This is a genomic window from Streptomyces sp. NPDC094147 (assembly GCF_044764265.1).
GTDB lineage: Bacteria > Actinomycetota > Actinomycetes > Streptomycetales > Streptomycetaceae > Streptomyces.
This window is the reverse complement of record NZ_JBIWHT010000003.1, coordinates 197,676-217,013: the sequence shown is the minus strand read 5'-3', so window position 1 is coordinate 217,013 and position 19,338 is coordinate 197,676. Positions and strand designations below refer to the sequence as shown.

The window sequence follows — 19,338 nt, the reverse complement described above, 5'->3', positions numbered from 1 at the left end:
TGCGGCACAGGGCAGAGCCTAGCGATTACGGAGCGTTGATGGGTGTGGTTCGCGATATCCGACAGCTGCCCAAGGCTCATCTGCATCTGCACTTCACCGGGTCGATGCGGCCCGCCACCCTGCTGGAGCTCGCCGACAAGTACGGCGTGCGGCTGCCCGACGCGCTGACCGGCGCCGAGCCGCCGAAGCTGCGGGCCACCGACGAGCGCGGCTGGTTCCGCTTCCAGCGCCTGTACGACACGGCCCGGTCCTGTCTGCGCGCCCCCGAGGACATTCGGCGCCTGGTGCGCGAGGCCGCCGAGGAGGACGTCAGGGACGGCTCCGGGTGGCTGGAGATCCAGGTCGACCCGACCTCGTACGCCCCGCTGCTCGGCGGGCTCATCCCGGCCCTGGAGATCATCCTGGACGCGGTCGGCTCGGCGTCGCGCGAGACCGGGCTCGGCATGCGCGTCGTGGTCGCGGCGAACCGGATGAAGCACCCGCTCGACGCGCGCACGCTGGCCCGGCTCGCCGTCCGCTACGCCGATCGCGGCGTGGTCGGGTTCGGGCTCTCCAACGACGAACGCCGCGGCATGGCAAGGGACTTCGACCGCGCCTTCGCGATCGCCCGCGAGGGCGGCCTGCTCGCGGCCCCGCACGGCGGGGAGCTGTCGGGCCCGGCCTCCGTACGGGACTGCCTCGACGATCTGCACGCGCGGCGGGTCGGCCACGGGGTGCGGGCCGCCGAGGACCCCCGGCTGCTGCGCCGGCTGGCCGAAAAGGGCATCACCTGCGAGGTCTGCCCCGCGTCCAACGTCGCCCTCGGCGTCTACGAGAAGCCCGAGGACGTGCCGCTGCGGGTGCTGTACGACGCGGGGGTCCCGATGGCGCTCGGCGCGGACGACCCGCTGCTCTTCGGCTCCCGCCTGGCCGCCCAGTACGAGATCGCCCGCCACCACCACGCCTTCACGGACGCCGAACTGGCCGAACTGGCCCGCCAGTCGATCCGCGCCTCGACCGCGCCCGCGGACGTACGGGAGAAGCTGCTGGCGGGCGTGGAGGGGTGGCTGTCCGCGCCCGCGCCGGGTGGCTGATTCTGGGTGTGTGGCTGGTGTCGGGTGTACGGCTGATGTCTGATGTCAGGTCTGTGGCTGATGCCGGATGGCGGCTAGCTGATTCCGCGTAGCAGCGTGCGGGCCATCGCGCTCGCGAACTCCGGCAGGGGCTGCGGGGGGCGGCCGTCCTCCGTCATGTCGTAGGCGAAGGCGCGCTGGGAGCAGGCGCCCAGGAGCAGGGACGCGGCCGCATAGGTGTCGGCGTCCCGGCTGATGCGGCCCGCCCGCTGCTCGGTGCGGAGGTACGCGTCCACGCCCTGGATCGGCATGTGGGGGCCGGAGCCGAGTTCGCGCAGGGCGTCGTCGTGGCGGCGTTTGAGCTGGGGGTCCGCGTAGAGCGAGGCCGCGATCGGGAAGCTCTCCGCGTAGAACAGCGTGGCCTGGCGGGCGATCTCGGTCAGGTTCTCCTCCACCGACCGCTCCCCCGGCTCGGCGGCGAGCCGCTCCACCAGCGGGCCCAGCTTGGGCAGCCGCTCCTTGAGGACCGTCACGAACAGGTCCTCCTTGCTCGGGAAGTGCTTGTAGAGCGCGGCCTCCGAGCAGCCCGCGGCCTTCGCGATCTCCTTCGTCGTGGTGCGGGCGAGGCCGATGGTGTGCATGAGCTCATGCGCGGCGTCGACGATGCGGACCCGGGTCGGCGGCGACTGCATGTGTGCTCCAACGAGGCTTGACGAGTGGGTGAGTACTTACTCACTCTAGTGGCGAGGCACGGGTGAGTGAATACTCACCCACCTCTATCCGACGGCTTACCCACCCCAGGAAGGTGACGCGATGAGGCTCACGGTTTTCGGTGCCACAGGGGGCATCGGCCAGGAGATCGTCAAGCAGGCGCTGGCGTCCGGCCACGAGGTCACGGCGGTGGTGCGCGACCCGGCGAGGTTCGCCGTGACCGGCGCGGGTCTTGAAGTCTTCCGGGCCGACCTGACCGACCCCGAGTCGCTGCGCGAAGCGGTGACCGGGCGGCACGCCGTCCTCTCCGGGCTCGGCGCCCGCAAGCGTTCGGACGCGGGGGTCGCGGCCCGGCTCACCCGGTCGGTGCTCACCGCGATGGAGGCGGAGGGGACGCGGCGGCTGGTCGTCGTGAGCGCGGCGCCGCTCGGGCCGGTCCCCGAAGGGCAGCCGCTCGTCGACCGCCTCATGCTGTCCGTGATCGGCGCGCTGCTCAAGGACGTCTACGCCGACCTGCGCGTCATGGAGGACGAGTTGGCGCGCAGCGCCACCGACTGGACCGCGGTGCGTCCGCCCCGGCTCCTGGACAAGCCGCTGACCGGGACGTACCGGGTCGCCATCGGCGCGAATCCGCGCAGCGGGCGGACGATCTCGCGGGCGGACGTCGCCCACGCGATGCTGGTGTTCGTGGACAACCCGGCGACGGTCAAGCAGGGGGTGGGGGTGGCGTATTGAGGGTGGGGAGGGGCGGTGCGGAGAGGTGCGGAGACTTAGATCTCCACGCCGATCGCCACCGGCTCGTTCACCAGGATCACTCCGAAGGCCCGCTCGACGCCTGTGACCACCTCGCGGGCCAGGGCCAGCAGGTCCTCGGTGGTGGCGCCGCCGCGGTTCGTGAGCGCGAGGGTGTGCTTCGTGGAGATACGGGCCGGGCCGGTCCCGTACCCCTTCGTGAAGCCCGCCTTGTCGATCAGCCAGGCGGCGGAGGTCTTGGTGCGGTCGGCGCCGACGGGCCAGGCGGGGGGCGTCACTTCGGCGCCGAGGCGCTCTTGGGCGCGGGCGAGGAAGTCCGCGTACGCCTCGTTGGGAAGGATCGGGTTGGTGAAGAACGAGCCCGCCGACCAGGTGTCGTGGTCCTCGGGGTCGAGCACCATGCCCTTGCCGGCGCGCAGCTTCAGCACGGTCTCGCGGGCGGTGGCGGCGGGGACCCGGTCGCCGGGTTCCACACCGAGGACGCGGGCGGTCTCGGCGTACTTGACCGGCGCGGAGAGGCCCCCGGCGTCCTCCAGCTCGAAGACGACGCGGAGCACGACGTAGCGGTCGGGGTGCTGCTTGAAGCGGCTGTGGCGGTACGAGAAGTCGCACTCGGCGTTGGGGATGGTGACCGTGGTGCGGCTGTGGCGGTCGTACGCGACGACGTGGGTGATGGTGCTGGAGACTTCCTGGCCGTACGCCCCGACGTTCTGGATCGGGGTGGCTCCGGCGGAGCCGGGGATGCCGGCGAGGCACTCGATACCGGCGAGCCCGGCCTCGACGCTCCTGGCGACGGCCTCGCTCCACACCTCGCCCGCGGCGAGTTCGAGGCGGGTGCCGTCGAGGTCGAAGCCGCGGGTGGCGATGCGCAGGGCGGTACCGGCGAAGCCCTTGTCCCCGATGAGCAGGTTGCTGCCGCCGCCGATGACGAGCAGCGGGGTGCCGCTGTCGTCGGCCTCGCGCACGGCGTCGATCACCTCGGCATCGGTGACAGCGGTAACCAGCCGATCCGCCGGGCCGCCGAGGCGGAGGGTGGTCAGGGGGGCGAGGGGGGCGTCGTGAAGTTCCTGCACGGGGTCCAGCGTACGGGTGTGGGCTGCGCGGCGGGGTGGGGTGGGTGCTGGGTGGGTTGGTGCTGGGTCCACGCGGTCCGGCCGTGGGGCGCGGCGGCGCCGACCTCCGGTCGGCAGTGCGGGTAGGCGCCGCGCGGGGGCGTCGCGGCTTCCCCTGCGTGTGCGCGCCGCCCAGCCGATGGGGCACGGCCGCGCCGACCTCCGGTCGGCAGTGCGGGTAGCCGCCGCGCGGCAGGGTCGCGGCCTCCTCGACATGTCCACGCCGCCCAGCCGATGGGGCACGGCCGCGCCGACCTCCGGTCGGCAGTGCGGGTAGCCGCCGCGCGGCAGGGTCGCGGCTTCCCCGGCGTGTGCGCGCCTCGCCGGTGGGGTGGGGCGTGAACGCGCCGGGGTACCTCCTCATACGTCGCGCAATCCCGCACCCCGAAAAGCCCCCCGGCACCGCGCTCCTCCTTGCGGGGGCACCCCGACACGTCCCCGCCCGGCCGGAGGAGCGCCTGACCGTCGTGTTCGGTTCCCGCCCCCAGCACCGCACCCCGCTGGACCGACAGCTGCCGACGAGCCCGCAACCACCACCCACTGGTCCCTCGACCTTTACAGCGCGGGCCGAACGGGCGGAAGGGAAACCGCAGCTCGCCGGCAGGCGGACACACCATCCACCGATCCCCCAGCCCTCACAGCGGGCCGAACGGGCGGGCGGGAAGCCCCGGCCCACCGCAGGCGGACACACCGCCCACCGACCGACGGACGCCAACGAGACCACGCCCACCCACCGGTCGCCCAACTCTCACAGCGGGCCGAACGGGCGGGCGGGAGGGAGAGCCTCTGCCCGCCGCAGGCGGGCGCACCATTCACCGGCCGGTGGACGCCGGTGAAGCCGCAACCACCCACCAGTGCCGCACCTCCCGAGGGTGCGGAACGGGCGGGCGGGAGGGAAAGCACCCTCCGCCCACCCGCCCCCCTCAGCCCACCAACTCCCGAACCGGCGGAGCCACCCGCTCCGGGCGGGTCACCCCGGCCCGCCCAGGAAGCAGCAGCGCAGCGATCGCCGCGACCGCCACAACCCCCGCGCCCACCCACAGCGCAGGCCCGAGCCCGTCCACGAACGCCCGCGCCGACCCGTACCCGCCCTGCGCCGAGAACACCGACGCCAGCACCGCGATGCCGAGCGCACCCCCGACCTCCCGCAGCGCGTTGTTCGCGCCGGAGGCGATGCCCTGCTCGGCGGGCCGCACGCTGGACATCACCAGATTGGCGGCCGGCGCGAAGTACAGCCCCATGCCGATCCCGCTGATGACCAGCGCCGGAAGCTGGGCCCCGTACGACACGTCGGGCGAGATGATCGCGGCGAACCACCCGAGACCGATGGCCTGGAGCGCGAGGCCCGTCGCGACGACCGGCCGGCCGCCGATCCGGTCCGAGAGGTAGCCCGCGATGGGCGCCGCGATCATCGGCATGCCGGTCCACGGCAGCATCCGCAGCCCCGCCTCGGTGGGCGAGTAGCCGATGACGTTCTGCAGGAACTGGCTGAGCAGGAAGATCGAGCCGAACATCCCGACGAACATGAGCAGGCTCGCCGCGTTGATCGCGGAGAACGCCCGGCTGCGGAACAGCCGCATCGGCAGCATCGGGTTCGCGCCGCGGATGCCGTGGACCACGAAGCCCGCGAGGAGCGCCGTACCCGCGATCAGGCCGGTGAGTACGGTCGCGCTGGTCCAGCCGTCGGGGTTGCCGCGGATCAACGCGTACACGATCCCGAAGAGGCCGCCGCTGGCGAGCAGGGTGCCGGTGATGTCGAGCGGTGCGCCGGTGCCGTACGACTCGGCGAGGCGGAGGCGGGCCAGCGGCAGCACGGCCAGGCCGAGCGGAACGTTCAGCCAGAAGATCCACTGCCAGGACGCGTGCTCGGTCAGACTGCCGCCGATCAGCGGTCCGGAGGCCACCGCGAGCCCGTTCACCGCGCCCCAGATCCCGTACATCATCCCGCGCTTGGCGGCGGGCACGGCCGCGGTCAGCAGGGTGAGCGTCAGCGGCATCATGATCGCCGCGCCGACCCCCTGGATCGCGCGGGCCGCGATCAGCCCGTTGATCCCGGGTGCGAGCGCCGCGGCCGCCGAGGCCCCGGTGAAGATCGTGAGCCCGGCGATGAAGAGCCTGCGCCGCCCGAACCGGTCCCCCAGCGCCGCCCCGAACATCAGCAGCACCGCGAAGGTGAGGGTGTACGCGCTCACCGTCCATTCGAGGTCGTCCAGCGCTCCCCCGAGGTCCGCGCGGATGGAGGGGAGCGCGGTGGTGACGACGAGGTTGTCGAGGGCCGCCATGAATCCGGCGACGCTGGTGATGACCAGGGCCCAGGCAGCGCCTCCGCGCCGGGCCGGTGTGCTGTGTTCCGGCAGCGCTTCTGACATCGCTTCCGACATCGCTCCCCCTTGGGATTAGTTATTGATGACTAACTTCAGCGGGCAGAGGAAGGGGCGGGAATCTTCCCCCCTGTCGTTCAGCCCGGCTTCGGCAGGGCCGATCCGTAGAAGCCCTTCCAGACCCGGTCCTGGGCCGGAAACCCCAGCGCGACAAGGGTGTTGATGAGCATCCCGTACGCCAGGAACGTGGTGGTGTCGTCCACGTCCGCACCGAGGGCCAGGTGGATCGTGTCGTACAGCTCCATCCAGCCGACCCGGACCGCCTTGCCGAACTCGTGGTCGCCGGCCGCCTCCGCGGAGGCCACCGCCACATAGGTCTGCATCTGCATGAGCAGCTTGTCCCGGTCCTCCGCGATGAGCGCCTGGTAGGCCGCACTCATCGCATGCAGTGCCGTTTCGCCCTCCAGCCCCTCGGCCGCACCCCGGAAGACAGCGACGGTCTCCGCGATGCACCGGTCGGAGGCCGCGAGGAAGATGGCCTGCTTGTTCGGGAACAGGCGGAAGAGGTACGGCTGCGAGACGCCCACCCGCTTGGCGATCGCCTCCGTGGAGGTGCCGTGGTAGCCGCCGCGGGCGAATTCGACCATCGCCGCACGGATGACGCTCTCGCGGCGCTCCTCTGCGCTCATCCTGACCATGGAATTAAGTTAGTGGCCAATCACTAAGTACGTCAAGAGAGTCCCCGCGCGTGGGACTCCGGGCGCCACCGCCCCCGGAGTCCCGAGGCTCTCAGGCCAGTCGGACCACGGCTCGGGACATGCCGAGCACCTTCTGGCCCGCGCTCGTCGCGGTGAGGTCGACGCGTACCGTGCGCGCCTCGTCGTCCAGCTTCGCCGCCACCTTCGCGCTGACCTCGATCAGCGCCCCGGTCTCGTCGTTGGGGACGACGACCGGCTTGGTGAAGCGCACGCCGTACTCGGCCACCGCGCCCGGGTCGCCGACCCAGTCCGTGACCACACGGGCCGCCTCGGCCATCGTGAACATGCCGTGCGCGATGACGTCGGGCAGCCCGACCTCCTTCGCGAACTTCTCGTTCCAGTGGATCGGGTTGAAGTCCCCGGAGGCACCCGCGTACTGAACGAGCGTGGCACGGGTCACGGGAAAGGACTGGGCCGGCAGTTCGGTGCCGACCTCGACGTCCTCGTAACGGATCTTCGCGGTCATCCGCCTCACGCCCCCTCTGCCGCTCGGGAAACCAGCTTGGTCCACGCCGTGACGACGTGTTCGCCGGCCTCGTCGTGGACCTCGCCCCGGATGTCCAGGATGTCGTTGCCCGCGAGGGACTTGATCGCCTCGATGGTCGAGGTCACCGTCAGCCGGTCGCCCGCCCGGACGGGCCGGGTGTACGCGAACTTCTGGTCCCCGTGCACCACCCGGCTGTAGTCCAGGCCGAGCTGCGGGTCCTCGATGACCTGTCCCGCCGCCGCGAACGTGATGGCGAACACGAAGGTCGGCGGCGCGATCACATCGGTGTGCCCCAGCGACTTGGCCGCCTCGGGGTCGGTGTAGGCGGGGTTCTCGTCCCCGACCGCCACGGCGAACTCGCGGATCTTCTCGCGGCCGACCTCGTACGGTGCGGTGGGCGGATAGGTCCGCCCCACGAAGGACTGATCGAGCGCCATCGGCTGGCTACCTCCTGCGAATGGGGGTGGGTTCGGTTCCCGCGTCGAATTTAGTCGTACCAACGCCGAGAGGCCGCTCCCCGGTGTGGGGAACGGCCTCTCGAACGAGCCTGAGTGCCAGACGCCGTGATTAGCGGGTCTCGCGGTGCGCGGTGTGCGAGTTGCAGCGCGGGCAGTGCTTCTTCATCTCAAGACGGTCCGGGTTGTTACGCCGGTTCTTCTTGGTGATGTAGTTCCGCTCCTTGCACTCCACGCAGGCCAGCGTGATCTTCGGGCGGACGTCGGTGGCAGCCACGTGAGTGCTCCTTGACGGACGGGTTGACGGATGAACGCATAAAAGAGTAGCCGATCGAAGGACCGACCCCACAATCGGCTACCGTGTGTAGCGGTGACCGGACTTGAACCGGTGACACAGCGATTATGAGCCGCTTGCTCTACCGACTGAGCTACACCGCTTTGACACGGAGTCCCTCACCCGAAGGTGAGGGCTTCCGCACCAGAGCCCCAATACGGAATCGAACCGTAGACCTTCTCCTTACCATGGAGACGCTCTACCGACTGAGCTATTGGGGCGAGCGATGAAGACATTACACGCTCCTTCGCCGATCGCCCAAATCCGTTTCGCACCGCCCTCCGGGCCACCTTCCGGGGCCTCGCCCCACCGGTCCCGTAGGCCACTCAGGGCCACACCGGTACGACTATTGCGCTCCTCCTCGATGCGCGGGTTGAGCGCCCCTAGGCTCACCTCGAAGCCTGTGTCTCAAACCCGCCCGGGTCCGATCAGGAGCGCGATGTCCGACAGCCACCAGCAGCCGGCCCACTCCCCCGGTACCGGCGAAGGTCCCGACGCCGGGGCCGCCTCCTCCCTGCTGCTGTGCGGCGCCCGGCTCGCCGACGGCCGCACCGTGGACGTCCGGCTCGGCGGCGGCCGCATCGAGGCCGTCGGCACCGCGGGCAGCCTCACCGCGCACGGCTCCTCCCGCGTCGACCTGAACGGCTTCCTGCTGCTGCCGGCCCCCGCCGAGCCGCACGCCCACAGCGACACCGCGCTCACCGCGTTCAGCGCGGAGGGCCCGGTCTCGTACGCCGTCGAGGAGGTCCAGCGCCGGGCCACCGAGGCGGCCCTGCTCCAGCTCGGGCACGGCGCCACGGCACTGCGTTCGCACGTGCGCATCGACGAGGTGAGCGGGCTCGATCCGCTGGAGGCGGTGCTCCAGACCCGCCGCTCGCTGCGCGGCCTCACCGAACTCGCGGTGGTCGCCGTGCCCCGGCTGCTGACCGGGGTGGCCGGCGCGGACGGTCTGGCCATGCTGCGGGACGCGCTGAAGATGGGCGCATCGGTGGTGGGCGGCTGCCCCGATCTGGACCCCGATCCGGCCGGGTACGCGGAGGCGGTGATGGAGCTCGCCGCCGAACACGGCTGCGCGGTCGACCTCCACACGGACGGCGCCGACCCGGCCCGCCTCGCCCGCCTCGCGGCCATGTCCGGCGGCCTGCGCCCCGGCGTCGCGATCGGCCCGTGCGGCGGGCTGTCCCGCCTTCCGCGCGAAACGGCGGCCCGCGCCGCCGACCAACTCGCCTCCGCGGGAGTGGCGGTGGTCTGCCTGCCCCAGGGCGGCTGCGGCATGACGGATCGTCAAGGCGCCGCGCCGGTACGGTTGTTGAGGTCAGCCGGGGTCCGACTGGCCGCGGGGAGCGGCACGTTGCGCGACGTCTCCAACCCGGTGGGCCGGGGCGACCCCCTGGAGGCCGCGTTCCTCCTCGCCTCCCAGGCCGGGATGCGCCCCGAGGACGCGTACGCGTCGGTGAGCACGGTGGCCCGCGAGACGATGGGCCTTCCGGAGGTCCGCGTGGAGGCGGGCTTCCCGGCCGAACTCCTTGCCGTACGGGGCGAACGCATCGCGGGTGTCCTGTCGCTCGCCTACAGCCGGATCGTCATCCACCGGGGCAGGGTGGTGGCCCGCACGAGCGCGGTGCGCGAGTACTGCGACTCGGCGGCGGCGGTGGCCCTGGACCTCCCGAGACAGACCCGCCCGGACCCGGGCCGCACCGACCCCGGCTGAGCCGGAGCCCGCACCTTTCGGGCCGGGGGGGGCAGCGCGCCCCGTCGTGGCGGAGCTCGCGCCTTTCGCGCGGGGGGGGGCGAGACCGGCCGCAGCGGAGCTCGCACCCTTCTGGCGGAGAGCGGCGCACCCGTCGTGACGGAGCTCGCACTCTTCTGGCGGAGAGCGGCGCACCCAGCCGTGACAGAAGCTCGCCCCCCGGCAGGGAGCGCCACACCCGACCCGCGGCGGAGCCCGCAGCCTCCCGGCACGAGAGCGGCACGCCCACCCGTGGTGGAGATCTGCGGCTCCACCGGCGGGCGGCGGCATCTCCGCGTACCGTCGTGAGCATGCGCATTGTCATCGCTGGAGGTCACGGTCAGATCGCGCTGCGTCTTGAACGCCTGCTCGCAGCGCGCGGCGACGAGGTCGCGGGGATCATCCGCAGACCGGAGCAGGCGGACGATCTGCGGAAGGCCGGTGCGGAGCCGGTGGTCCTCGATCTGGAGTCCGCGACGGTGGACGCCGTCGCGGAAGCGCTCCGGGGCGCGGACGCGGTGGTGTTCGCTGCGGGCGCGGGACCGGGCAGCGACGCCGCCCGCAAGGAGACGGTGGACCGCGCGGCGGCCGTCCTGTTCGCCGACGCCGCGGAACGGGCGGGCGTACGCCGCTACCTCATCGTGTCGTCGATGGGCGCCGACCCGGCCCACCCCGGCAACGAGATCTTCGACGCCTACCTGCGCGCGAAGGGCGCCGCGGACGAGGCCGTACGCGCCCGCAGCTCCCTCGACTGGACGGTCCTGCGCCCGGGAATGCTGACCAACGACGCCGGCAAGGGCCTGGTCTCCCTGGCCGCCTCGACCGGCCGCGGCGCCATCCCCCGTGACGACGTGGCCGCGGTCCTGGCCGAACTCCTCGACACCCCGGCGACAGCGGGCCTGACCCTGGAACTGATCAACGGCTCGGCCCCGGTGCAGGTCGCGGTGAAGGGCGTCGCAGGGAACTGAGCAGATTCTGTTCCTGGTTGGGGCGCGTACTGGGGCTGACCCGGCCGCCCTCGGAGGTTCCGTACCGGCCGAAGGGCATGGCGAGTCACCGGGCCGGCCAAGCACCTCAAGTGGCGCACCCCGCAGCGGCAGGTCCGGCAGCTGAGGACGCGCCTCGGGACCCGGATGCGGCCGGTCCGGGAGAGCCGCGAGGTGCGCACGCGTGGGCCATGACGTTTGTCATGCGGAGCTGGTGCTCGCGGGCACTGATGGGGTGTCAGGCCGCGGCCGTAACTTCGAGGTGTGGAGATCACGAAGAACACCTCGACCCCGGCCCGTCGCACCGAGTGGAGCCTGTCCCTGCTGGGCGGCCTCAAGCACCACGGCGCCTTCGAAGCGCGGGAGCGCACCGTGCACGTCGCCGCGGTCGGCGGGGCCAAGCTCGACCACACCGACGCGAAGCTCCCCGCCGGCCCGACCCACCTGGTGAAGGCCGCCCTGGTCGGCGGCGCGGAACTGGCCTACCCCGAAGGGGCCTCCGCCGAGGTCGACGCCCCCTCGGTCTTCGGCGGCGTGGACCTGACCGTCCCGGCCGACACCACCGTCGAAGTCCGCGGGTTCTCCCTGCTCGGCCTGCGCAGCAGGGGCACGACCGGCCGGCCCGGCGGACCGGTGGTCAAGGTCCGCTCGTACTCGCTGATCGGCGGCGTCAAGGTCCACCAGGAGCAGTAGCCGGCCGGGGGGCATCGCGCCGGTTCAGACCAGTCCATCGGGACGGCCACCCGTGCGGCGGCCGTCCCAACAAAGTGCCCCTCGGGCCGCAGGACAACGAAGAGACCCCTGGTGATTCACATTTCTGTGAATCACCAGGGGTCTCACCCAGTGTGGCGGCGCCAGGATTCGAACCTGGGTAGGCAGAGCCGACGGATTTACAGTCCGTTCCCATTGGCCACTCGGGCACACCGCCATGGGATGTCGCCGCCGGTTTCCCGCTTTTCGGCGGTGCTCCGTGGCAACGACGTAAACGATACCCGATGCCCAGGGGTGGTTCGCCACCCCATTGATCAGCGCTGCGCCGGGGTGGGGGTGGCTAGGGTGTATACGGCGGATCTTGTCTGGTGAGCGGGGGTCCGGCACGCACAGGGCACCGCCCGCTGTGGGCGACCAGATCCGCCGGACACACCCTAGGCTTTACGGCGGTGGTTCGGCAGTGAGGCCGGGCACCGGCGCGCTGGGCACCGGCCCCGCGCGCACCCGACACGCACCCGATCCAAGGAGCCACAGGACATGGCCGACTCCAGTTTCGACATCGTCTCGAAGGTCGAGCGGCAGGAGGTCGACAACGCCCTCAACCAGGCCGCGAAGGAGATCTCGCAGCGCTACGACTTCAAGGGCACCGACGCCTCGATCTCCTGGTCCGGCGAGAAGATCCTGATGCAGGCGAACGGCGAGGAGCGGGTCAAGGCGATCCTCGACATCTTCGAGACCAAGCTGATCAAGCGCGGCATCTCCCTGAAGTCGCTGGACGCGGGTGAGCCGCAGCTCTCCGGCAAGGAGTACAAGATCTTCGCCTCCATCGAGGAGGGCATCTCCCAGGAGAACGCCAAGAAGGTCGCCAAGGTCATCCGCGACGAGGGCCCCAAGGGCGTCAAGGCGCAGGTGCAGGGCGACGAGCTGCGCGTCTCCTCGAAGAGCCGGGACGACCTCCAGGCCGTTCAGGCGCTGCTCAAGGGCAAGGACTTCGACTTCGCCATCCAGTTCGTGAACTACCGCTGAGCCCCCGCACGCGGTGCGCCGCGCCGCCGGGTGTGGTGTCCGATTTCCGCCAGCATCCGGCGGTCGAGGGCCGCAGACTCGATGTCGTACACGAAGAAAGGAATGTGCGATGACGACTGTCCATGCGACCCTCGACAGCCCCCTGGGCGAGCTGCTGCTCGTGGGTGTGGAGTCGGCGAGCGCGCCGGGCGGGACCGCGCTGATGTCGTTGTCCGTGCCCGGCCAGAAGGGCGGTGCCTTTGTCCAGGACGGATGGCGGCTGGCGCCCGAGGCCTTCGCCGGGATCGCGGCTCAGCTGGGCGCGTACTTCGCCGGCGAGCTGACCCGCTTCGACATCGAGTACGCGGCCGACGCGGCCGGCACCGACTTCCAGCGCCAGGTGTGGGCCGAGCTCGACGCGATCGAGTACGGGACGACGACTTCGTACGGCGAGATCGCCCGGCGGATCGGCGCCTCCTCGGTGAAGGTGCGGGCGGTGGGCACCGCGATCGGGCGGAACCCGCTGCTCGTGGTGCGCCCCTGCCACCGCGTGATCGGCTCCGACGGCTCCCTGAAGGGGTACGCCGGTGGTCTTGAGCGCAAGGAAGCGCTGCTGGGGCTCGAAGGCGCCCTGAATCCCGCCCCGGCGTCGTGAACGAGGGGCTGTTCCGGCTGCCCCAGCCGGCCCGCACCGAGATCGCGCCGGGAGCCGTCCATGTGCCCGGCTGGCTCTCGGCGGACCGGCAGCGGGAGCTGGTCGCCGCCTGCCGGGAGTGGGCGCGCGGACCCGTACCGATCCGCCACACGGTGCTGCCCAACGGCGGTGTCATGTCCGTGCGGACGGTGTGCGTGGGGTGGCACTGGCAGCCGTACCGGTACACCCGCACCGCGGACGATGTGAACGGCCGCGCCGTCGCCGAATTCCCCGGCTGGCTGGGCGAGTTGGGGCGCTCCGCGGTGGCGGCGGCGTACGGCGGTCCGGCCGCGGCCGAGCGGTACTCCCCGGACACCGCGCTGATCAACTTCTACGACAGTGCCGCCACGATGGGCATGCACCAGGACAAGGACGAGCGGTCCGGCGCGCCCGTGGTCTCCCTCAGCATCGGCGACAGCTGTGTCTTCCGCTTCGGCAACACCGAGGGCCGCGGGCGCCCGTATAGGGATGTGGAGCTGGTCTCGGGCGACCTGTTCGTCTTCGGTGGCCCGTCACGTTTCGCGTATCACGGCGTTCCGAAGGTGCTGCCGGGGACGGGCGATCCGGCGACCGGGCTGAGCGGCGGACGGCTCAACATCACCCTCCGCGAGACCGGGCTCCCCGGGTAACCGCGTGCAACTGCCGTGCGGCGCGGCCCTGTTGGTCAGCGGCTGCGTGAATTCCCGAACAGGATGCGGTAGATGATCAGCAGTACGAGCGAGCCGCCGATCGCCGCCGCCCAAGTGGCGCCGTCGTAGAAGTGGTTGGTGACGGGGCGGTCCAGCCAGCGGGCCGAGATCCAGCCGCCGACGAAGGCGCCCGCGACACCGATGAGGGTCGTACCGATCAGCCCGCCCGGGTCGCGGCCCGGGAGCAGGAACTTGGCTATCGCCCCCGCGAGCAGGCCGAGAATGATCCAGCTGACGATGCCCATGCCGGGAACCTGCCTTTCTTACGCGCGCGCCGCGCGGGGTATCTGCCGTGTTGCGTAACCCCGCAACTGTGCCGTTCGTCGGGGAAGACGCCCGGCGACGCGGCACGGTTGCACCGGCCGTCAGGGTGCGGCGCAGCACACAGAACCGGCGGGCCCCGGCGGGCGCGTCACCTGCCGGCGAACGCCTGGTCCGTGGGCACGATTTCCTTGCCCAGCGGCAGCAGCGACACCGGGATCAGCTTGAAGTTGGCGATGCCCAACGGGATGCCGATGATCGTGACGCACAGCGCGATGCCGGTGAAGATGTGGCCGAGCGCCAGCCACCAGCCCGCCAGCACCAGCCACAGGACATTGCCGATGCAGGACGGCGCGCCCGCACCGGGCCGGTCGACGACCGTGTAGCCGAACGGCCACAGGGCGTACAAGCCGATACGGAATGCCGCTATGCCGAAGGGAATGCCAATGATGGTCACGCAGAGCAGCAGGCCCGCCAGCATGTAGGCGAGGAACATCCAGAAGCCGCACAGGATCAGCCAGATGATGTTCAGGATGGTCTTCATGGGCGGCGTCCTGCCATCTGCTCGAGTCGGGCAATGCGTTCCGCCATCGGCGGGTGGGTCGAGAACAGTCTGGACACTCCCTGGCCGGGGCGGAAGGGGTTCGCAATCATCATGTGGCTCGCCGTCTCGATGCGCGGCTCGGGCGGCAGCGGCAGCTGCTGGGTGCCCGCTTCGAGCTTGCGCAGGGCGCTGGCCAGGGCCAGTGGGTCGCCGGTGAGCTGGGCGCCGGACGCGTCGGCCTCGTACTCACGGGAACGGCTGATCGCGAGCTGGATCACCGAGGCCGCGAGCGGACCCAGGATCATGATCATCAGCATTCCGACGAGGCCGGGGCCTTCGTCGTCGTTGGAGCGGCCGACCGGGATCAGCCAGGCGAAGTTGACCAGGAACATGATCACCGAGGCGAGGGCGCCGGCGACCGAGGAGATCAGGATGTCCCGGTTGTAGACATGGCTCAGCTCGTGGCCGATCACGCCCCTCAGCTCCCGCTCGTCGAGGATCCGCAGGATCCCCTCCGTGCAGCACACGGCCGCGTTGCGCGGATTGCGGCCCGTCGCGAACGCGTTGGGCGCCTGCGTCGGCGAGATGTACAGCCGGGGCATGGGCTGGCGCGCCTGGGTCGAGAGGTCGCGGACCATCCGGTAGAGCTCCGGGGCCTCGAACTCGCTGACCGGGCGCGCGCGCATGGCCCGCAGCGCGAGCTTGTCGCTGTTCCAGTACGCATAGGCGTTGGTGCCCAGCGCTACCAGGAGCGCCACGATCAGCCCGGCGCGCCCGAAGAAGCTGCCGATGACGATGATGAGCGCGGACAGTCCTCCGAGGAGGACAGCTGTCCTCAGCCCGTTGTGCCGGCGGTGCACGGTACGCCCTCCAAGTGGTGCGGCGGGGAACCCTTTACTGGTGGTCCTTCCACTTTTCCAGTGGACCCTCCCGTACTGGTCAACGCCAGGCGGGGGACGCTAGTTCCCTTGTGCGCGCTGGAGGGCGCGTTACGCCGTACGGGGCCGATCAGCGCGGGGCGGGCAGCCCCGCCGTCTCCAGCGCCTTCGGGTCGGGCGCGATCTCGCTGGTGCAGTGCGCGCAGCGGGTCGCGATGGCGGGGACCTGCGAGTAGCAGCGGGGGCAGTCGCGCAGGGCGGCCTTGATGTCCACCGGCTTGTCCCGGTCGAGGCGGGCCTGGACCTTCATCATCGGGACGACGACGAGGAAGTAGAGCACCGCGGCGGTGATCACGAAGGCGATGGCCGCGCTGATGAACTTCCCGTAGGGGAAGGTGACGCCATCGGCGCTGAAGGTCGCCGCGCTGAAGTCGCCGGTCGAGCGGGTGGCCATACCGATCAGCGGGGTGATGAACGCGGTGCTGAAGCCCGTGACCACCGCGGTGAAGGCCGATCCGACGGCCAGACCGACGGCCATCGTCACTATGTTCCCGCGCAGGATGAAGTCCTTGAACCCGCTCAGCACCGCTCTGCTCCTTGTGTGTCTCGTCGTACGTCAGCCATGCGCACACCGGGGTGTGCGCGTACGACACTGCCTTCTCGGGGGCGTCGGCGCCAAACCGTGCTCGCGCACTCGCTGCTCACAACTACTGGACGAGCGCTCCTCCAAAAGAAGGTGACGCTCCTCTAAAAGAGGGTGACCGAAGCGAAGTGCAGGGCCAGCTGGGGGACGCCGGACAGGACGACGCCGGCGAACGCGGTGAGCGCGATGGCGACCGCGATCGACGCCGGAACGCGCGGCGGGACGGGCACGGCCCCCGCGGGCTGCTCCGCCGCCTCGGTCGCCCGGAACAGGACCGCGGTCCACCGCAGGTAGTAATAGAGCGCGACCACCACGTTGAGCGCCATGACGACCGCGAGCCAGCCCAGACCCGCGTCGACGGCCGCCGAGAACACGGTGACCTTCGCGAACAGGCCGATGATGCCCGGCGGAAGACCGGCCAGGCACAGCAGGAAGAAGGCGAGTGCCAGCGCCGCCAGGGGACGCTCGGCGTACAGGCCCCGGTAGTCGCTGATGCGGTTCAGCGGCCGGCTGCGGGCCACCAGGGCGGCGACCGCGAACGCGCCCAGGTTCACGACGGCGTACATCAGGGCGTACGCCACGGTCGCGCCGACCTGGCTGTTGCCGGAGTAGGCGGCGGCCGCGATCGGCACCAGGAGGTAGCCGGCCTGCCCCACCGAGGACCAGGCGAGCAGGCGCACCGCGCTGTAGGCGCGCGTGGCGGACTGCCGCAGCGCGGCCGCGTTGCCGATGGTCATGGTCAGCGCGGCGAGGACGGCGAGCGCGGGGCCCCACACGTCGGCGTACGCGGGGAAGGCGACGACCGTCACCAGGATGAGTCCGGAGAAGCCGACCGCCTTGCCGACGACCGAGAGGTAGGCGGCGACCGGCAGCGGCGCGCCCACATAGGTGTCGGGCACCCAGAAGTGGAACGGGACCGCGGCCGTCTTGAAGGCGAAGCCGACGAGGGTCAGGGCGACGCCCGCCTTGGCGACGGTGTCCAACTGGCCCGGCACGGTGGCCAGTTTGGTGGCGATCTCCGTGAGGTGCAGGGTGCCGGTGGCCGCGTACACGAAGCTGACGCCGAGCAGCATGACGGCGGTCGCGGTGACCGACGACAGGAAGAACTTCAGGGCCGCCTCGGAGGACAGCCGGTCGCCGCGCCTGAGGCCGACCAGCGCGAAGGCGGGCAGCGAGGCGACTTCCAGGGCGACGACGAGCGTGGCCAGGTCGCGGGCGGCGGGCAGCAGGGCCGCTCCGGCCGCGGAGGACAGCAGCAGGAACCAGAACTCGCCGGCCGGCAGTTTCTCCTTGGTGGCCGTCACCGAGAGGAGGGCGGTGAGCAGGGCGCCGCCGAGCACCAGCGCCTGGATGACGAAGGCGAACTGGTCGACGGTGTAGCTGCAGGCGTCCGGGTTGGCGGTCAGGCAGAACGTCGACCGGCTGCCGGTGCGCAGCGGCGCGAGCGAGGCGAGCGCGGCGATGAGGCCGGCGATCGTGAGCCAGCCGAGCAGCGGCTTGCGCTGCTGCGGCACGAACAGGTCGGCGAGCAGCACGATCAGTGCGACGACCGCGGTGATCAGGGGCGGCGCGATGGCGACCCAGTCGACGGACTGGACCAGGCTCGCGGCCCCGGCCGCCGCGGTGGTGACGTCGGGGGTCACGACTTGCCTCCTGCGAGGAGCTTCTGGACGGCCGGGTCGGTGAGGCCGAGGAGGACCGCGGGCCAGAGCCCGGCGAGGACGGTGAGCGCGACGAGCGGGCTCCAGGCGGCGAACTCGTACCCCTGGATGTCGGCGAGCCGGGGGCCCTCGGCCTGGTGCCCGCCCATGCAGACCCGGCGCACGACAGCCAGCAGGTACGCGGCGGTGAGCAGGGTGCCGAAGGCGGCGATCGCCACGAAGGTGAGGTACGCGGGGCGGCTGAGCCCGGCGGCCGGGTCGAAGGCGCCGAACATCGACAGCATCTCGCCCCAGAATCCGGCGAGTCCGGGCAGTCCGAGCGAGGCGACGGCGGCGAAGGCGAGCAGGCCGCCCAGGCGCGGCGCCCTGCCGTACAGGGCGGCTCCGGTGGCGCCTGCGAGGGTGTCGAGGTCGGCGGTGCCGTAGCGGTCCTTCAGGGCGCCGACCAGGAAGAACAGCAGGCCGGTGATGAGGCCGTGGGCGATGTTGGCGAAGAGCGCGCCGTTCACGCCGGTGGGGGTCAGCGACGCGATGCCGAGCAGCACGAAGCCCATGTGGCCGACGGAGGAGTACGCGATGAGGCGTTTGAGGTCGCCCTTGTTGCCCTGCTTGGCGAGCGAGAGGCAGGCCAGCGAACCGTAGATGATCCCGGCTACGGCGAACGCGGCCAGATAGGGCGCGAAGGTGTGCATGCCCTGCGGCGCGATCGGCAGCACGATGCGTACGAAGCCGTACGTGCCCATCTTCAGCAGGACGCCCGCGAGCAGCACCGAGCCGACGGTCGGGGCGGCGGTGTGGGCGTCCGGGAGCCAGCTGTGCAGCGGGAACATCGGGGTCTTGACCGCGAGCCCGATGCCGATCGCCAGAACGGCGATGACCTGCACGGATGTGGTCAGCCCACGGCCGTTGTCAGTGGCGAGTGCCACCATGTCGAAGGTGCCCGACTTGAGCCCGATGAGGAGCAGGCCGAGCAGCATGACGACCGAGCCGAGCAGTGTGTAGAGGATGAACTTCCAGGCGGCAGGCTGCCGTTGGTCCCCGCCCCAGCGGGCGATCAGGAAGTACATCGGGATGAGGACCATCTCGAACGCGAGGAAGAACAGCACGAGATCGAGGACGGCGAAGGTGGCGAGGGTGCCGGACTCCAGGACGAGGAGGAGCGCGACGAACGCCTTCGGGGACGGGCCCGCGGGCATCTTGAAGTAGCTGTACAGCGCGCAGAGGAAGGTCAGCAGCGCCGTCAGGACCAGGAGGGGGAGTGAGATGCCGTCAGTGCCCAGGTGGATGTGGACGTTGAGCGCCGGGATCCACGTGATGTCCGTGGTGGCCTGCATCTTCGACGGGTGGCCGCGGTCGAAGCCGAGCGCGAGGACGATCGCGGCGAGCAGGATCACGCCGGTCACGGTCACGCCGTGGCGGAGCACGGCCTGGTCGGGGCTCTTGCCCTTCAGACCGGGCGGCGCGGGGAGCAGGGCCGCGACGGCGCCGAGGAGCGGGCCGACGACGAGGAACGCCAGAAGGATCTGCATCACGGACTCACTGATATCGATCACG

The 19,338-nt window shown here is 71.2% G+C and carries 21 protein-coding genes and 3 tRNA genes; 8 read left to right on the top strand and 16 right to left on the bottom strand.

Features of this window, described 5'->3' with window-relative positions:
• Nucleotides 1-38: 38 nt before the first annotated feature.
• Entirely contained in the window at nt 39-1,073 is a 1,035-nt protein-coding gene (locus tag ACIQ8J_RS08410) for an adenosine deaminase (protein ID WP_403268307.1), read from the top strand.
• Nucleotides 1,074-1,147: 74 nt separating this feature from the next.
• On the opposite strand, the gene ACIQ8J_RS08405 is transcribed toward ACIQ8J_RS08410, so the two are convergent.
• Nucleotides 1,148-1,744 (bottom strand): TetR/AcrR family transcriptional regulator, encoded by a 597-nt coding sequence (locus tag ACIQ8J_RS08405; protein WP_403268304.1) that lies wholly within the window; start codon nt 1,742-1,744, stop codon nt 1,148-1,150.
• A gap of 121 nt (nt 1,745-1,865) precedes the next feature.
• Here ACIQ8J_RS08405 and ACIQ8J_RS08400 point away from each other — a divergent pair, with 121 nt between their 5' ends.
• Nucleotides 1,866-2,498, top strand: coding sequence for an NAD(P)-dependent oxidoreductase (locus ACIQ8J_RS08400; protein ID WP_403268302.1), 633 nt, complete (start codon nt 1,866-1,868; stop codon nt 2,496-2,498).
• 35 nt (nt 2,499-2,533) lie between these two features.
• Here the strand turns inward: ACIQ8J_RS08400 and ACIQ8J_RS08395 are convergent, their stop codons facing one another.
• The 8 genes from ACIQ8J_RS08395 to ACIQ8J_RS08360 all read right to left on the bottom strand — a co-directional run bounded on the left by ACIQ8J_RS08395 (nt 2,534) and on the right by ACIQ8J_RS08360 (nt 8,204).
• Nucleotides 2,534-3,661 carry a UDP-N-acetylmuramate dehydrogenase gene (locus ACIQ8J_RS08395; RefSeq protein ID WP_403268300.1) on the bottom strand — a complete coding sequence of 376 codons (1,128 nt, stop codon included), beginning with the start codon at nt 3,659-3,661 and terminating at the stop codon, nt 2,534-2,536.
• Between the two features lie 890 nt (nt 3,662-4,551).
• Complete coding sequence (locus tag ACIQ8J_RS08390; RefSeq protein ID WP_403268298.1) at nt 4,552-6,009, bottom strand: DHA2 family efflux MFS transporter permease subunit; 1,458 nt, start codon at nt 6,007-6,009, stop codon at nt 4,552-4,554.
• Between the two features lie 77 nt (nt 6,010-6,086).
• Entirely contained in the window at nt 6,087-6,647 is a 561-nt protein-coding gene (locus ACIQ8J_RS08385) for a TetR/AcrR family transcriptional regulator (protein ID WP_403268295.1), read from the bottom strand.
• A 91-nt stretch (nt 6,648-6,738) separates the two neighbouring features.
• Nucleotides 6,739-7,173 (bottom strand): MaoC family dehydratase, encoded by a 435-nt coding sequence (locus ACIQ8J_RS08380; RefSeq protein ID WP_403268292.1) that lies wholly within the window; start codon nt 7,171-7,173, stop codon nt 6,739-6,741.
• A 5-nt stretch (nt 7,174-7,178) separates the two neighbouring features.
• Entirely contained in the window at nt 7,179-7,631 is a 453-nt protein-coding gene (locus ACIQ8J_RS08375) for a MaoC family dehydratase N-terminal domain-containing protein (RefSeq protein WP_403268289.1), read from the bottom strand.
• A 130-nt stretch (nt 7,632-7,761) separates the two neighbouring features.
• Nucleotides 7,762-7,926, bottom strand: coding sequence for a 50S ribosomal protein L33 (gene rpmG, locus ACIQ8J_RS08370; RefSeq protein WP_003956487.1), 165 nt, complete (start codon nt 7,924-7,926; stop codon nt 7,762-7,764).
• Between the two features lie 88 nt (nt 7,927-8,014).
• Nucleotides 8,015-8,087, bottom strand: a tRNA-Met gene (locus ACIQ8J_RS08365).
• Between the two features lie 44 nt (nt 8,088-8,131).
• Nucleotides 8,132-8,204: transfer RNA gene (locus ACIQ8J_RS08360), tRNA-Thr, on the bottom strand.
• A 218-nt stretch (nt 8,205-8,422) separates the two neighbouring features.
• Here ACIQ8J_RS08360 and ACIQ8J_RS08355 point away from each other — a divergent pair.
• The 3 genes from ACIQ8J_RS08355 to ACIQ8J_RS08345 all read left to right on the top strand — a co-directional run bounded on the left by ACIQ8J_RS08355 (nt 8,423) and on the right by ACIQ8J_RS08345 (nt 11,391).
• On the top strand, nt 8,423-9,694 hold the full coding sequence (locus tag ACIQ8J_RS08355; protein ID WP_403268286.1) for an amidohydrolase family protein: 1,272 nt from the start codon (nt 8,423-8,425) through the stop codon (nt 9,692-9,694).
• A 329-nt stretch (nt 9,695-10,023) separates the two neighbouring features.
• Nucleotides 10,024-10,680 carry an SDR family oxidoreductase gene (locus ACIQ8J_RS08350; protein ID WP_403268283.1) on the top strand — a complete coding sequence of 219 codons (657 nt, stop codon included), beginning with the start codon at nt 10,024-10,026 and terminating at the stop codon, nt 10,678-10,680.
• 282 nt (nt 10,681-10,962) lie between these two features.
• Entirely contained in the window at nt 10,963-11,391 is a 429-nt protein-coding gene (locus ACIQ8J_RS08345) for a hypothetical protein (protein WP_403607775.1), read from the top strand.
• A 153-nt stretch (nt 11,392-11,544) separates the two neighbouring features.
• Here ACIQ8J_RS08345 and ACIQ8J_RS08340 read toward each other — a convergent pair.
• Nucleotides 11,545-11,626 (bottom strand) — tRNA-Tyr (locus tag ACIQ8J_RS08340).
• Nucleotides 11,627-11,946: 320 nt separating this feature from the next.
• Here ACIQ8J_RS08340 and ACIQ8J_RS08335 point away from each other — a divergent pair.
• The 3 genes from ACIQ8J_RS08335 to ACIQ8J_RS08325 all read left to right on the top strand — a co-directional run bounded on the left by ACIQ8J_RS08335 (nt 11,947) and on the right by ACIQ8J_RS08325 (nt 13,737).
• Nucleotides 11,947-12,435 carry a YajQ family cyclic di-GMP-binding protein gene (locus ACIQ8J_RS08335; RefSeq protein ID WP_100578076.1) on the top strand — a complete coding sequence of 163 codons (489 nt, stop codon included), beginning with the start codon at nt 11,947-11,949 and terminating at the stop codon, nt 12,433-12,435.
• A 109-nt stretch (nt 12,436-12,544) separates the two neighbouring features.
• A complete protein-coding gene (locus tag ACIQ8J_RS08330; protein ID WP_403268280.1) occupies nt 12,545-13,069 on the top strand; it encodes a methylated-DNA--[protein]-cysteine S-methyltransferase in 525 nt (174 codons plus the stop codon).
• A complete protein-coding gene (locus ACIQ8J_RS08325; protein ID WP_403268278.1) occupies nt 13,066-13,737 on the top strand; it encodes an alpha-ketoglutarate-dependent dioxygenase AlkB family protein in 672 nt (223 codons plus the stop codon). Before ACIQ8J_RS08330 ends, ACIQ8J_RS08325 begins: the two co-directional genes overlap by 4 nt.
• A 35-nt stretch (nt 13,738-13,772) precedes the next feature.
• On the opposite strand, the gene ACIQ8J_RS08320 is transcribed toward ACIQ8J_RS08325, so the two are convergent.
• The 6 genes from ACIQ8J_RS08320 to ACIQ8J_RS08295 all read right to left on the bottom strand — a co-directional run bounded on the left by ACIQ8J_RS08320 (nt 13,773) and on the right by ACIQ8J_RS08295 (nt 19,337).
• Nucleotides 13,773-14,042 carry a GlsB/YeaQ/YmgE family stress response membrane protein gene (locus tag ACIQ8J_RS08320; RefSeq protein WP_403268276.1) on the bottom strand — a complete coding sequence of 90 codons (270 nt, stop codon included), beginning with the start codon at nt 14,040-14,042 and terminating at the stop codon, nt 13,773-13,775.
• Nucleotides 14,043-14,209: 167 nt separating this feature from the next.
• Nucleotides 14,210-14,602, bottom strand: coding sequence for a YccF domain-containing protein (locus ACIQ8J_RS08315; RefSeq protein WP_403268273.1), 393 nt, complete (start codon nt 14,600-14,602; stop codon nt 14,210-14,212).
• Entirely contained in the window at nt 14,599-15,462 is an 864-nt protein-coding gene (gene htpX, locus ACIQ8J_RS08310) for a zinc metalloprotease HtpX (protein WP_403268270.1), read from the bottom strand. The genes ACIQ8J_RS08315 and htpX overlap by 4 nt, the downstream gene beginning before the upstream one ends.
• Nucleotides 15,463-15,610: 148 nt before the next feature.
• Nucleotides 15,611-16,066 (bottom strand): MscL family protein, encoded by a 456-nt coding sequence (locus tag ACIQ8J_RS08305; RefSeq protein WP_403268267.1) that lies wholly within the window; start codon nt 16,064-16,066, stop codon nt 15,611-15,613.
• A 161-nt stretch (nt 16,067-16,227) separates the two neighbouring features.
• On the bottom strand, nt 16,228-17,766 hold the full coding sequence (locus ACIQ8J_RS08300) for an NADH-quinone oxidoreductase subunit N (protein WP_403268264.1): 1,539 nt from the start codon (nt 17,764-17,766) through the stop codon (nt 16,228-16,230).
• A complete protein-coding gene (locus tag ACIQ8J_RS08295; protein ID WP_403268261.1) occupies nt 17,763-19,337 on the bottom strand; it encodes a NuoM family protein in 1,575 nt (524 codons plus the stop codon). The genes ACIQ8J_RS08300 and ACIQ8J_RS08295 overlap by 4 nt, the downstream gene beginning before the upstream one ends.
• Between the last annotated feature and the right edge of the window lies 1 nt (nt 19,338).